A 14,041-nucleotide genomic window follows, 5' to 3' on the forward strand; every position below is an offset into this window, starting at 1 on the left:
CGTGATCCTCCTCGGCCGCACGCGGTGCTCGGGTCAGACGACGTCGGGGACTCGTTCGGATTCCGGCGGCGGGCCGGGCGGGGTGCCGTTGCCGAACGGGCGGCCTCCGAGCTTCTCGCGGCCGTGGGGTTCCAGCAGACCGGACAGGTCGGGGCCCGCGGGGATAATGCCGGTGGGGTTCACGTTGCGGTGCACCACGTAGTAGTGCTCCTTGATCTGCGGGAAGTGGATCGTGTCGCCGAAACCCGGGGTTTGGAACAGGTCTCGCGTGTAGTCCCGCAGCACCGGCATCTCGGAGACCTTGTGCCTGTTGGCCTTGAAGTGCCCGTGGTAGACGGCGTCGAAGCGCACCAGCGTCGGGAACAGGTGCACGTCGGCCTCGGTGATGGTATCGCCGACGAGGAACCGCTGCCCGGCCAGCCGCTCGCTGAGCAGGTCCATCGCCTCGAACAGCTCGGCGAAGGCCTTCTCGTGGGCTTCCTGGGTCTGCGCGAACCCGGTCTTGTAGACCCCGTTGTTCACCTTGAACACCAGGTCGTTGACCTGGTCGATCTCGGCTCGCAGGTCCTCCGGGTACAGCTCCGGCGCCCCCGGCCGGTGGTGCTCGCGCCACTCGCCGGAGAGGTCGAGGGTCATCTGCGGGAAGTCGTTGGTGACGGCCTGCCCGCTGGGGATGTCGACGATGGTGGGCACGGTGATGCCCTTCTCGTAGTCCGGGAAGCGGGCGAGGAAGGCCTCCCGCAGCCGCTCGATGCCCAGCACCGTGTCCCGTCCACCCGGGTCGAGGTCGAACTGCCAGCTGCGTTCGTCGTGGGTGGGCCCGGCGATGCCCATCGACAGCACCGGTTCGAGGCCGAGCAGCCGCCGCACGATGACCGCGCGGTTCGCCCAGGGACACGCCCTGGCCACCACCAGGCGGTACCGACCGGGTTCGACCGGGTAGCCGTCGCGCCCGTCCGCGGTGATCCGCGTGGCGATGTAGTTCATGTCCCGCTTGAATTCACCAGCCATGCCCTGATCGTCCACCGGCACCCCCGCCTGCGCCAAACGCGCCTCGCGCACCGGCGCGGCGAGGGGGGTGGGGAGGTTTTCATGAAAACTTCCCCACCCCCACTTCCGTCTGGACGGAGCCCGCAGGCGAGCCGCGCACCCGCGTCAGCGGGCGGACACCGCCTCGGCCTCCGCGGGTGCCGGGTCGCGGGAGGTGTCGGTCATGCTCAACGCGGCGAGCGCCGAGACCGCCGCCACCCCGATCAGGTAGTAGGCCGGTGTCATCGGGTTCCCGGTGGACTCCACGAGCGCGGAGAGGATCAGCGGCGTGGAACCCCCGAAGACCGACACCGCCGCGCTGTAGGCCAGCGACAGGCCGCTGTAGCGCACCTTCGTCGGGAAGGCCTCGGCGATCGCGGTGGAGATCGCCGCCAGGCCCGGCGCCATCAGCAGTCCCAGCAGCACGTAGGCCAGCGTGATCATCCCGAACGAGCCCGACAGGATGAGCTGGTAGATCGGCACGGCCAGCACCACCAGGGACACCGGGGAGGCGACCAGGAACGGCTTGCGCCTGCCGATCCGGTCGGCCAGCAACGCCCACGCCGGGCAGGTCACCAGCAGCGCGGCGATGCCCACCAGCATCGCGCTGAACATGTCCACCTGCGGGATGTGCAGGGTTTTGACCAGGAACGCCGGCCAGAAGGCCTGGATCATGTAGGTGCAGGTGGTGCCGGAGATGATCAGACCGATGACCTTGAGCACGCTCCGCCAGTGCTCCCGCAGCGTGATCATCAGCGGCGCGCGGTCATCGCTGCTCCCGCCGGATTCGGCCTGGAACTCGGGTGTTTCGTCCAACCGCAACCGGAGGTAGAGCCCGATCGCGCCGAGCGGGAGGGTGACCAGGAACGGGATCCGCCAGCCCCACTCGCTGAGCGCCTCGGGCGTGAGCGCCAGCGACAGCAGCGCCCCGATCATCGTGGCCACCAGGGTCGCCGCGTACTGGGTGAACATCTGCCAGCTGCCGTAGAAGGTGCGCCGGTGGCGCGGGGCGTACTCGACCATGAACGCCGTGGCGCCGCCGAACTCGCCCCCGGCCGAGAAGCCCTGCACGACGCGCGCGATCACGAGCAGGATCGGGGCGGCCACGCCGATCCCGTCGTAGTTGGGGAGCAAGCCCATGACGAACGTGGCCACCGACATCCCGATGATGGAGATCGACAGCGTCGTGCGCCGTCCCATCCGGTCGCCGTAGTGGCCGAAGATCAGCGCGCCCAGGGGGCGCAGCACGAAGGACACGCCGAAGGCGGCGAAGGTGGAGATCAGGCTGTGGCTGCCCGGGAAGAAGTTCGCCGCGATCGCGGCGGCGAAGAACCCGTAGAGCCCGAACTCGAACCACTCGATGAAGTTGCCGATGGACGCCGCGAGCACCGCCTTGCGGCGCACCGGCAGGGGAACGGAATTGCTCATGATCAGTTCTCCACGTGGGTGCGGGCCAGGGCGAGCTCGGCGTAGAGGGTGGCGCCGTCGGCGAGCACCGCATCGTCGAACATCGCGGTCGGAGAGTGGTTGTAGTCGGCGGTGTCCGGGTCGATCCCCTCGGGAACCGCGCCGAGTCCGATGAATCCGCCGGGCACCTCGTCGAGCACCCGGGAGAAGTCCTCGGAACCCGACAGCGGGTTGGGCAGCGTTTCGTGCCGCTCGCCGCCGAACACCTCCTGGACGGTGCGGTCGACGAACGCCGTCTCCTCGGCGTCGGTGCGGGTGACCGGGTACCCCTCCCGGTAGTCGATCTCGACGTCGACCCGGTGCGCGGCCGCGACCGCCTGCAGCACGGCGGCCGAGCGCTCCCGCATCCGCTCCCGCGACTCCGCCGAGAAGGTGCGCACGGTGGCGCCGAAGGTCGCGCTCTCGGGGATGACGTTGACCGCGCTGCCCGCGTGCAGCGAACCCACCGAGAGCACGACGGGGTCGAACATGTCGAACTGGCGGGTCACCATCGTCTGCAGCGAGGTGATCATCTCGCTGATCGCGGCGACCGGGTCCTGGGTGTGGTGCGGCGCCGACCCGTGCCCGCCCGAGCCGCGCACCTGGACGTGCAGCTCGTCGGACGCCGAGAGCATCGCTCCGGGCCGGGTGAGGAAGCGCCCCTGCGGCGCGGTCGAGGAGAACACGTGCATCCCGTAGGCCGCGTCGACCCGGCGGCCCGCGGCGTCGAGCACTCCCTCGTCGACCATGTACCGCGCGCCGTCGTAGCCCTCCTCCCCCGGCTGGAACATCAGCACCACGTCACCGCCCAGCCGGTCGCGGTGCGCGGACAGCAGCCGGGCGGCGCCGATGAGCATCGTGGTGTGCAGGTCGTGGCCGCAGGCGTGCATCGTGTCGCCGGTCTGCGAAGCGAAGTCGAGGCCGGTGCGCTCCCGGACCGGCAGCGCGTCCATGTCCGCGCGCAGCAGCACCGACGGTCCGCCGCCGCCGCGCAGCACCGCGGTCACCGAGCTCACGTCCCGGCCGGTGGTGATCTCCAGCGGCAGGCCGTCCAGAGCCTCCAGCACCCTCTCCTGGGTGCGGGGCACCTGCAGCCCCACCTCGGGTTCGCGGTGGAACTCGTGACGGAGCGCGATCAGCTCGTCACGCATCGACCGCGCGTCCTCGTTGACAGACAACGGTTACCTCCATTGGTGACCTGGTTCATAACGACACCGAGGCGCGTCAGTGTGCGATGTCGGCCATGCCGAGCGTGAACATTCGCGGGATTCGTGCATCGGACCGCGTCGCAGGAGGTGATTCGTGAATTCGAACCCCCCGGAACTGTCCGAAGAGGATCTGGCCCTGATCCACGCGCTGCAGATCGCGCCGCGGGTCAGCTGGGCCGAGGCGGCGCGGGTGCTGGGGTCGACGCCGGCCTCGCTCGCCGCGCGCTGGCACCGGCTGCGGACGGCGGGGCTGGCGTGGCTGACGGTCCACTCCGGCTTGCTGTCGCACGACGTGGTCGCCTTCGTCGACCTGCGGGTGGACCCCGCCCGGCGCGCGGAGGCCATCGAGCGGATCGCCCGGGACCACCGGGCCGCCTCGGTCGAGGAGACGGCGGACGGCCGGGACCTGGCGCTGACCGTGATCGTGCCGGACCACGACTCGCTGGCCACGTTCGCCCTCGACGAGCTGCCGACCGTGCCGGGTGTGCGGGCGGTGAACACCCACGTGGCCACCAGGGTTCACCGCCAGGGCGCGGACTGGCGCCTCGATTCCCTCGATCCCGACCAGCAGGCCGCGCTGCGCGAGGCCGCCCGGCACGCCAAGAGCCCGTCCGGCGGACGCATCCCGGACTCCTGCTGGCCGGTGGTGGAACGCCTGGCCCAGGACGGCAGGCAGAACGCCGCCGAGATCGCCCGCTCGCTCGGGCGGGACCCGGCGACCGTGCGCAGGCAGGTCGCCCGGCTGCTGGCCACCGACGCGCTGGCCTTCCGCTGCGAGGTCGCGGGGGTGCGGACCCGCTGGCCGATCGTGTGCAAGTGGTTCGCACAGGTCCCGATGACGGAGCTGGACCACGCGGTCCGCTCGCTGTCCACGCTGCCGGAGCTGCGACTGCTGGTGTCCACGGCCGGCCAGTCCAACCTGACGTTCCTGGTGTGGGCGCGCAGCACGGGTGATCTCATCCGCATCGAGCGGCTGGTGAACGAGAAGCTCCCGTCGCTGCGGCTGCTGGAGTCGGTCCTGACGCTGCGGACCCGCAAGCGCATGGGGTGGTTGCTCGACGAGCACGGCCGGGCGACCGGCGAGATGATCCTCCCCCACTCGCTGCTACCGCGCTGACCTCGCACTGGACGTTCACCGACCACTGTGCGTATCTGGGAATGGCGGGTATCCGCCACTGTCCGTATCGGCGTGGGACTCCTGCTTAGCCTCCGGCGTGTTGATCGTTTCGACGAACGACGCCGACAGGAGGAGTCGACATGTCCAAGTTCTCGATCTCCACCGCGATCGCCGGTGCGGCGACCGCGATTCTGCTGGTGGCAGGTGCGCCGCTGGCCGGTGCGGTCCCCAGCGACGCCGCCGAGCCGCGCGTGATCACCTACGACGCCAGCCAGGCCGAGGAGTTCCAGGCCGCCATCGACGAGGCCACCGAGACCTGGAACGGCCAGGTCGCCAACGTCAAGTTCGAGAAGGCGACCGGCGGGCAGGCCGACCTCACCGTCCTCGCCGACGACGGCTGGCCGCGCGCCCAGACCGATTCGCTGGGCGTGGGCACGGTGTGGATGGGGCGTGAGGCCGTCAACGAGGGCCACCACATCCCGCGCATCGCCACCCACGAGATCGGCCACATCCTCGGGCTCCCCGACGACCGGACCGGTGTCTGCGAGGACCTGATGTCCGGCGCCAGCGCGGGAACCGAGTGCCAGAACACCCTGCCCAACCCGACGGAGAAGGCCCAGGTCGACGAGAACTTCGCGCAGGGACTGGTGATCGAGCCGCAGCTGTTCACCGAGGCACCGGTCGCGGCGACCCGCTGAGGCCACCGGCCGGGCTCAGGACTCGGGTCGGAGTGCGGCCGCTGTTTCAGGTGTGGGACTCAGCCCGCACCGCCGCGGGTTCTCACACGCCGTCTGGCGAGTACGCCGCGACGCCGTGTATTGGCATACAAAAGGAGTGGCGCACGGAGTCCAGACGGCGTGTGAGGTTCCGCCACCCGCACCGCCAAGCAAAGCAATTCTGCAATGACCCCTCAGGCCGGTAGCGGCGGCAGCTCGGTCCGGTCCAGCCACGCGGTGAAGAACCCGTCCAGGTCGCGGTTCGCGTGTTCGCCCGCCAGGGCTGTGAAGTCCGCGGTCGTCACCGCGCCGTGCCGGTGCTCGGTCGCCCAGCGCCGCAGCAGCTCGAAGAACGGCTCGTCGCCGAGTTCGTGCCGCAGCGCGTGCAGGGTGAGGGCACCGCGCTTGTAGACCTGGGGGTCGAACATCCGGGACGCGCCCGGGTCGCCGATGCGGAGGTCCGCGGCGATCCGGGCGTGCCAGTCCGCGGCGTGCGCCTGCGCGGCCGGCCCGCCCGAGCGCTCCGACCACAGCCACTCGGCGTAGGTCGCGAAGCCCTCGTTGAGCCAGATGTGCCGCCAGTCGGCGATCGTGACGCTGTTGCCGCACCACTGGTGCGCGAGCTCGTGCACCACGAGCCTCTCGTGGGTGCGCTGCCCGTCGACGTGGTTCGCGCCGAAGATCGACATGCCCTGCGCCTCGACCGGGTCCTCGAGCTCGTCATCGGTGATCACCACGACGTACTCGTCGAACGGGTACGGACCGAACAACCCGCTCAGGCAGTCCATGATCTCGCCGTGCCTGCCGAAGTCGACCGCGTAGAGCTCCTTGAGCCGCGCCGGGATCGCCGCTCGCTGCGGCACTTCCCCGTCGGCCAGCTCCACGTCGGTGTAAGGCCCGACCTGGACGCTCATCAGGTAGGTCGAGGTCGGCTCGGGTCGCTCGAAGACGTGCGTCGTGGTGCTGCCGCGCTGCTTGCGGGACAGCAGGTTTCCGGTCACCTGCACCGAGAACGGCGATGCCGCGGTGAACGAGACCCGGTAGGAGGCCTTGTCGGCCGGGTGGTCGTTGCAGGGGAACCACGACGGCGCCCCGATCGGCTGCGCGGCGACCATGGATCCTTCGGTGAGCTCTTCCCACCCGATCTCGCCCCACCGGCCGCGCACCGGCCGCGGCGTGCCCGAATACCGGACCTCCACGCGGAATTCGGTTCCTTCGGCGATGGGTCGCTGCGGTCGGACGCGCAGCTTCCCGCCGCTGTGGGTGTGCTTGGCCGGCTTGCCGTCCACCAGGACCCGCCGGACCCGCAGGTCGGCGAGGTCGAGGCTGAAGCGCGAGAGACCCTGCGTGCTGACCGCGGTGATCCGCGCGTCACCGCTGAGGCGGTTCGGCCCCACCTGGTAGTCCAGTTCGAGGTCGTAGTGCTCGACGCGGTACCCGCCGTTGCCGTGTTCGGGGAGGTAGGAGTCGGCGGACCGGTCCTCGCCCGGTGCAGCGCTCACCGGTTGGATCCCTTCTGCCAGTTGGTGATCGGGTTGCCGAGCCAGCGCGTGCGCGCGGGGACCTCGTCACCTCGGGTCACCAGCGAGCCGGGCCCGATGGTGGTGTCCGCGCCGATGCTCGCGCCGGGCAGCACGATCCCGTGCGGCCCCAGCGTAGCTCCGGCATCGAGCCGGACCTCGTCCAACCGCATGACGCGATCGTGGAACAGGTGGGTCTGCACCACGCAGCCGCGGTTGACCGTCGCACCGGCCCCGAGCCGCACGAGGTCGGCTTCGGGCAGCCAGTAGGTCTCCAGCCACACGCCGCGCCCGATCTTCGCGCCCATGGCGCGCTGCCACATCGTCAGCACCGGAGTTCCGGCGGCGGCCCGCAGCAACCACGGAACCGCCAGCACCTCCACGAACATGTCCGCCAACTCGGTCCGCCACACGAACGAGCACCACAGCGGGCGCTCCCCCGCGCGGTAACGGCCCATGAGCGCCCACTTCACCGCGATCGCCACGGCACCGGCGAGCAGACCCACCGCCAGCATCACGGGCCCGGCCAGCAGCGCCGCGCCCAGCAGGCCGAAGCGGGCGTGCAGGTGCGCCAGCGCGGCGAGCGCCAGCAGCGCCAGCGCCGCGCTGAGGACCACCGGAACGATCCGGAACAGCTCGACGCACGCGCGGGCGAGCTTGAGCCGCAGCGGCGGCGCGAACGTCCGGCTGCGGTCGGCCGAGTCGACGGACCTGCGCAACGGCATCGGGGGCATCCCGAGCCAGGACGAGCCCTTCTTCGCCTTGCGCGGGGTCGACGAGAGCACGCCCACCAGACCCCGCTTGGGCACCCGCCGACCTGCCGCGGTCATCCCGGAGTTGCCGAGGAAGGCCTGCTTGCCGATCCGCGCCGGGGCGACGTGCAACCAACCGCCGCCGAGGTCGTAGGTGGCGACCATGGTGTCGTCGGCGAGGAACGCGCCGTCGGCGACGTAGGTCATCTTCGGCAGCGCGAGCACGGTGGAGGCCTCCACGTCACGGCCGATCTTCGCGCCCAGCAGCCGCAGCCACGCGGGCGTCAGCAGGCTCGCGTACAGCGGGAACAGGCCGACGCGCGCCATGTCCATCAGCCGCTCGGTCGTCCACACCTGCCACGCCACGCGGCCGTGGACCGGGTGGAAGCCCTCCTGCACCCCGATGCTCAGCGCGCGCACGCAGACCAGCACCAGCAGCGCGTAGGCCGCGAAGTAGGTCGCGCTCGCCAGCGGCACGACCGGCACGGTCCGCAGGGCCGCCGAGGCCAGGTCCGGCGCATCGGCGATCGCGCGGCCGATCATGATCACACCGGGTGCCGCCGCCAGCGCCGGGAGCAACCCGAGCAGCATCGAGGCCACGCCGTAGAGCGCGATCCAGGCGCGCGAGCGCGGCGGACGGCTCGACGGCCACGCCAGCGCGGACTTGCCCACCCTGCTCGCCGGGGAGCCCGACCAGCGCTGCCCGGCGGGCACCGAGCCGTGCACCGTGGATCCGGCCGCGATCTCGGCGCGCTTGCCGATCCGCGCTCCGGGCAGCAGCGTGCTGCGCGCACCGACGCGGGAACCGGCACCGATGCGGATCTTGCCGATGTGCACCCGATCCCCTTCGACCCAGTGACCGGAGAGATCGACCTCGGGTTCGACCGCGGCTCCCCTGCCGATCTTGAGCATGCCGGTGATCGGCGGTGGCGAGTGCAGGTCGACGTCGTCGGCGATGGTCGCCCCCAGCGCCCGCGCGTAGTACGCGGTCCACGACGCGCCGGAAACTCCTGTGGCACCGGAGAACTCGGCGAGCTGCTGGGCCGTCCACAGTCGCAAGTGGACGTTGCCGCCGCGCGGGTAGCTGCCGGGCCGGACGCCGTCGAGCAGCAGCCGGGCACCCAGCGCCGAGATCGTGATGCGCCCGGCCGGTGTGAACAGCACCAGCCAGGACGCCGCGATCAGCCACCACGGCGCGGTCGGCAGGAAGTGCACCGGACCGGCCCACGCCAGCACGGTGCCGATCGCCGCGAGCGCGGTCAGCCACCGCAGTCCCACGAGCGAGAGCATCGGGATCGTGATGAGCAGCTGCAGCAGCCCGGTCCGGCGCGGTGTCGGCGCCACCTCGTGCTGCGAGTTCTCGGTGTCGGCGTCGAGAGCGTCGAGGTGCTCGGCGAGCCCGCCGAGGGTGGGCTGCTGGTAGATGTCGGCCACCGACACCTGGGGGTGGCGCAGCCGGATGCGGGCGATCAGCTGCGCCGCAGTGAGGCTGCCGCCTCCGCTGGCGAAGAAGTCCGCCGCCGGGTCGGTGACCTCGACGCCGAGGATCTCCGACCAGCCCTCCGCGAGCCACGATTCCGTGCCGGTCAGCGCGGAGGACTCGCCGGAGGTCGCGGTGGGCAGCGGCCACGGCAGCGCTGCCCGGTCGACCTTGCCGGACGTCCGGGTGGGCAGGTCCTCGACGGCCGCCAGCAGCGGGACCAGCGCCGCGGGCAGCCTCTCCTGGAGCTGCTGCACCGAGGTGTCGTGGTCGAACTCCCCGGTGCCCGGGACGACGTAGCCCACCAGGACCTGGTTGCCCGCCGCCGTGGTCTGCACGGCGGAGGCGGCTCCGGCGACGCCGGGCAGGGCCGCCAGCGCCGCGTCGACCTCACCGAGCTCGATGCGGCGTCCGCCGAGCTTGACCTGCTCGTCGGCGCGACCGACGAACACCAGGCCCTCGGGTTCGGCGCGCACCAGGTCGCCGCTGCGGTAGGCGCGGGACCAGCCCAGGGACGGCAGCGGCGCGAACTTCTCAGCGTCCTTCGCGGGGTCCAGGTAGCGGGCGAGACCGGCACCGCCGATGACCAGCTCACCGGAACCGCCCATCTCGACCGGTTCTCCCCGCTCGTCGACCACGGCGAGCTGCCAGCCGTCCAGCGGGAGTCCGATCCGGACCGCGTCCTCGGCGCTGAGCCGCGCCGCCGAGGCCACCACGGTCGTCTCGGTGGGGCCGTAGGTGTTCCACACCTCGCGACCTTCGACGTCCAGGCGCTCGGCGAGCTCCTGCGGGCACGCCTCCCCGCCGAGGATGAGCAGCCGGACCTCTTCCAGAGCCTCCACCGGCCACAACGCGGCCAGGGTCGGCACGGTGGACACGACGGTGATCCGCTGCGCCACCAGCCACGGGCCGAGGTCGACGCCGGTGCGCACCAGGGCGCGGGGCGCGGGCACCAGACATCCGCCGTACCGCCACGCGAGCCACATCTCCTCGCACGAGGCGTCGAACGCCACCGACAACCCGGCCAGCACCCGGTCACCGGGACCGATGGGTTCCTCGGCGAGGAACAAGCGAGCCTCCGCGTCGACGAACGCGGCGGCGGAGCCGTGGCTGACCGCGACGCCCTTGGGCTTGCCGGTGGAGCCGGAGGTGAAGATGATCCACGCGTCGTCGCTCGCGGCGGGTTCGCCGGGCTTCCCGCCCGGCTCGCCCTGAAGTTCCAGGCCACCTCCGGTGCTCAGCACGGCGCACACGTCGGCTTCGGTGAAGACCAGGTCGACCCGGTCCGCGGGGTCGTCGGCGTCGACCGGCACGTAGGCCGCGCCCGCGGCCAGCACCCCGAGGATCGAGACGTAGAGCTCGGCGGTTCCCGAGGCGATGTGAATTCCGACCCGGTCACCGGTGCCGATGCCGGATCCGGCGAGTCGCTTGCGCACGGCGTCGACCTCGACGGCCAGGCGGCGGTAGGTCAGCGCGGCGGTGCCGTCGTCGATCGCGGGCGCGTCCGGGTACCGCTCGGCGGTGGCGCGGAGGACGTCGACGAGGGTTCGCCGCTCCGGCGCGGAGCCCGGCGAGTACACGGCGATGGCCGTGGATTCCGGGGATTCGTACGGGTTTTCACGTGCCGTGGTCAGCGTCACCGCGCCCGCCGTTCGGCCGGCAGCATGGCTCCGCGATCGCGAACAGGTCGTGCACCCACGGCGTGTCTCTCCTGTCGTCCGAGCGCGTGCTCCGCATGAGGCACGCGCGGCAGACCATCCAGCCTACGAGCTCCTGATCGGAGATGCCCTCGTCATCCCCTGATCAAGTGCCGGTCCTCACACCCGCCGCTGCTCGGAGAGGTGCCCGGCGGCCGACCCGTCGGACAGGGTCGATGGTCCCTGGACGCCGGCTGTGGCGCGGGACACAGTTTGTTGGCGATTTTCACCCTCCCCGGGGCAGGCGGTCATGAGCAGCAGCAGGCGATCCGCAGCGAGCGCGGTGCTGTGCGCGCTCGCGATGGCGGCCGGACTGATGACCGTCGCAACACCCCAACCGGCCGCGGCCGCGCCCGCGTTGCCGCCCGGATTCGTGCTGCGCGACCAGCCCAGCGGGCAAGGGGCCTACGACCTGACCGACTTCACCTACCTGCCGGACAGCAGCGTGCTCAGCACCGGCAAGCAGGGCAAGGTCGCGTGGGTCTCGCCCAGCGGGAAGGTCAACACCCTGGGCACCCTGCCGGTCGACACCGTGCAGGACCTCGGGCTGGTCGGCGTCGCGGCCGCGCCCGACTTCCCGACCTCCCGGCAGATCTACCTGGCTCGCGCCGTTCCCGATGCCGCCGACGGCTACCTGCTGCGGCTGTCGGCCTGGACGGTGGAGGGGAGTCCGGAGCCGACGCGGATCGTCAACGAGCGGGTGATCTTCGAGACCAGGAGCTTCTCCGACGTCCACGCCATCACCGGCATCGTCGCCGCGCAGGACGGCACGCTCTGGGTGTCCATCGGTGATCTGGCGAGCTTCCGGTTCACCGATCCCGCCGCGTTCCAGACCTTCAACCTGGACTCGCCTGCGGGCAAGATCGTGCACATCACGCCGGATGGTCGCGGGGTCGCGGGCAACCCGCACTACCAGGCGTCGGACCCGGCGTCGTGGCGCAGCCGCGTGTACGCGGCCGGTTTCCGCAGTCCGTTCCGCCTGTCGCTGGACCCCTCCACCGGGACGCCGGTCGTCGGCGACGTCGGCTACGGCACGTGGGAGGAGGTCGACTTCGTGCGCCCCGGTCAGAACTACAAGTGGCCGTGCTGGGAGGGCGACCACCTCGCCCCCGGCTACGCCGACCGGCCCGAGTGCGCCAACGTCGCCAACACTCCCCCGGTGTGGGAGTACCGCCACGGCAGCGGGATCGACGAGGGCAACAGCGTCACCGGCGGGATCGTCTACCGCGGCGAGAGCTACCCGGACTCCTACCGCGGCGCGTACTTCTTCGGCGACTACAGCCAGCGCAAGATGTGGAGCCTGCGGATGGACGAGCAAGGCCGGCTGGTGCAGCCACCGCAGAGCCCACCGCTGGGCACCGACATCGGCGGGCCGGTCAAGTTCGAGGCCGCGCCCAACGGCGACGTGGTCTACGCCGACATCTACAGCGGCTCGCTGCGCAGGCTCAGCTACTCCGCCGCCAACAACCCGCCGATCGCCGCGGCGACCACCACCACGGATCCGACGACCCGCACGGTCACCTTCGACGGTTCGGGGTCGATCGACTTCGACGGCGACGCGCTGAGCTACGAGTGGGACTTCGGCGACGGCACCACGGGCGCAGGAGTCCGCGCGACGCACACCTACGCGCCCGGCACCCCGCGCTTCACCGCCCGGCTGACCGTGCGGGACCCGCTCGGCGCGACCGGCCAGGCCGACGTCGTGGTCGCCCCGTCGAACCACTCGCCGGAGCTGACCCTGACCCCACCCGCGCAAGCGGACTTCGCGGTGGGCGATCCGATCCACCTGACGGCCACCGCGACCGACGCCGAGGACGGCCCGTCGGAGGTGACCTGGACGAGTTCGGTCGTGCACTGCGCGGAGGAGGCCACGTGCCACGACCACCCGGGGTCGGGCGGGCAGGGGGAGAACTTCGACTCCGCGTTCACCGACCACCCGGACTCGCGGATGAAGTTCACCGCCACCGCAACCGATTCCGAGGGCGTGAGCACCTCGAAGACCTTCACCGCCTTGCCCCGCGAGCACCTGTTGACCTTGACCAGCAACGTCCCCGCGGTGCTGCAGATCCCCACCGAGGGCGGAGCCAGCTCGGCGAAGGTCACCGAAGGCGCGGAGCTGGACGTGCTGGCGGCGGCCACCGCCACCGACGGCGGGTCGACGTTCGCGAGGTGGTCCGACGGGCCGGTGGAGCGGTCCAGGATCATCACGATGGGGCCGGGCGATCAGACGCTCAACGCCGAGTACTCCTCCCCGATCGACCAGCGCTACGACTCCGATCCCGGGCTGCGCGCGCTGCTGGGACCGCCCGCGGGCCCGGAGGTCACCGACGGTCCGGTGCACTACCGCCCGTACCGCGACGGCAGGCTCTACTGGAGCAGGGAGACCGGCGTGCACGAGCTCCACGGCGCGATCCTGCCCAAGTACCTCGAACGCGGCGGGCACGCGTTTCTCGGCGCCCCGACCACGGACGAGACGGCCACGCCGGACGAGGTCGGCCGCTACAACCACTTCGCCTTCGGCGCCTCGGTCTACTGGACGCAACCGAATGGTGCGCACGCCGTGTGGGGCGCGATCCACGAGCAGTGGAGCCGTCTGGGCTGGGAGGCCGGCCCTGTCGGGTATCCGACGACCGACGAGACCGGCACGCCCGACGGCGTCGGCCGCTACAACCACTTCGACAAGGCGTCCTCGATCTACTGGACGCCGCAGACCGGCGCGCACGGCACCTGGGGCGCGATCCGCGACCTGTGGAGCCGGCTCGGCTGGGAGACCGGACCCCTGGGCTACCCCGCCACCGACGAATCCACCACTCCCGACCAGGTCGGCCGCTACAACCACTTCAGCAAGGCGTCCTCGATCTACTGGACTCCCCGGACGTGGTCGCACGAGGTCTACGGCCGGATCCGCGAGCGGTGGGCGGCGCTGGGCTGGGAGCGCTCGTACCTGGGTTATCCGACGACCGGGGAGTTCTCGGTCTCCGGCGGGCGGCAGAACAACTTCGAGCACGGCTACATCCGCTGGAACGCCGCCACCAACTCCGTCATCGACCGGCGCTACTGAGCGCGGACCCGGCTC

The 14,041-nt window shown here is 71.3% G+C and carries 8 protein-coding genes; 3 read left to right on the plus strand and 5 right to left on the minus strand.

The window, feature by feature from the left end:
* Positions 1–33 precede the first annotated feature (33 nt).
* The 3 genes from FHU35_RS01990 to FHU35_RS02000 form a co-directional block, all read right to left on the minus strand.
* Positions 34–1,011, minus strand: coding sequence for a glutathione S-transferase family protein (locus FHU35_RS01990; protein ID WP_145736107.1), 978 nt, complete (start codon positions 1,009–1,011; stop codon positions 34–36).
* A gap of 144 nt (positions 1,012–1,155) precedes the next feature.
* Entirely contained in the window at positions 1,156–2,457 is a 1,302-nt protein-coding gene (locus FHU35_RS01995) for an MFS transporter (RefSeq protein ID WP_145736109.1), read from the minus strand.
* A 2-nt stretch (positions 2,458–2,459) separates the two neighbouring features.
* Positions 2,460–3,653 (minus strand): M20 metallopeptidase family protein, encoded by a 1,194-nt coding sequence (locus tag FHU35_RS02000; RefSeq protein ID WP_145736111.1) that lies wholly within the window; start codon positions 3,651–3,653, stop codon positions 2,460–2,462.
* A 124-nt stretch (positions 3,654–3,777) separates the two neighbouring features.
* Between FHU35_RS02000 and FHU35_RS02005 the strand changes: the two genes are divergently transcribed.
* Positions 3,778–4,800 (plus strand): Lrp/AsnC family transcriptional regulator, encoded by a 1,023-nt coding sequence (locus FHU35_RS02005; RefSeq protein ID WP_186459220.1) that lies wholly within the window; start codon positions 3,778–3,780, stop codon positions 4,798–4,800.
* 140 nt (positions 4,801–4,940) lie between these two features.
* Positions 4,941–5,498 (plus strand): snapalysin family zinc-dependent metalloprotease, encoded by a 558-nt coding sequence (locus FHU35_RS02010; protein WP_145736113.1) that lies wholly within the window; start codon positions 4,941–4,943, stop codon positions 5,496–5,498.
* Between the two features lie 212 nt (positions 5,499–5,710).
* Here the strand turns inward: FHU35_RS02010 and FHU35_RS02015 are convergent, their stop codons facing one another.
* Together FHU35_RS02015 and FHU35_RS02020 are read right to left on the minus strand one after the other, a co-directional pair.
* Positions 5,711–7,018, minus strand: a complete 1,308-nt coding sequence (locus tag FHU35_RS02015; protein ID WP_425474089.1) for a M1 family metallopeptidase — start codon at positions 7,016–7,018, stop codon at positions 5,711–5,713.
* Positions 7,015–10,908: a Pls/PosA family non-ribosomal peptide synthetase gene (locus FHU35_RS02020; protein WP_145736118.1), complete on the minus strand. Its 3,894-nt coding sequence runs from the start codon at positions 10,906–10,908 to the stop codon at positions 7,015–7,017. The genes FHU35_RS02015 and FHU35_RS02020 overlap by 4 nt, the downstream gene beginning before the upstream one ends.
* Before the next feature lie 307 nt (positions 10,909–11,215).
* Here FHU35_RS02020 and FHU35_RS02025 point away from each other — a divergent pair, with 307 nt between their 5' ends.
* Positions 11,216–14,026, plus strand: coding sequence for a PQQ-dependent sugar dehydrogenase (locus FHU35_RS02025; protein WP_145736120.1), 2,811 nt, complete (start codon positions 11,216–11,218; stop codon positions 14,024–14,026).
* Positions 14,027–14,041 lie beyond the last annotated feature (15 nt).

The sequence above is a fragment of the Saccharopolyspora dendranthemae genome, assembly GCF_007829955.1.
Lineage (GTDB): Bacteria > Actinomycetota > Actinomycetes > Mycobacteriales > Pseudonocardiaceae > Saccharopolyspora > Saccharopolyspora dendranthemae.

Coding starts and splice junctions, on each gene's coding strand:
- FHU35_RS01990 (WP_145736107.1), bottom strand. CDS start 1,011: ATGGCTGGTGAATTCAAGCGGGACATGAACTACATCGCCACGCGGATC.
- FHU35_RS01995 (WP_145736109.1), bottom strand. CDS start 2,457: ATGAGCAATTCCGTTCCCCTGCCGGTGCGCCGCAAGGCGGTGCTCGCG.
- FHU35_RS02010 (WP_145736113.1), top strand. CDS start 4,941: ATGTCCAAGTTCTCGATCTCCACCGCGATCGCCGGTGCGGCGACCGCG.
- FHU35_RS02025 (WP_145736120.1), top strand. CDS start 11,216: ATGAGCAGCAGCAGGCGATCCGCAGCGAGCGCGGTGCTGTGCGCGCTC.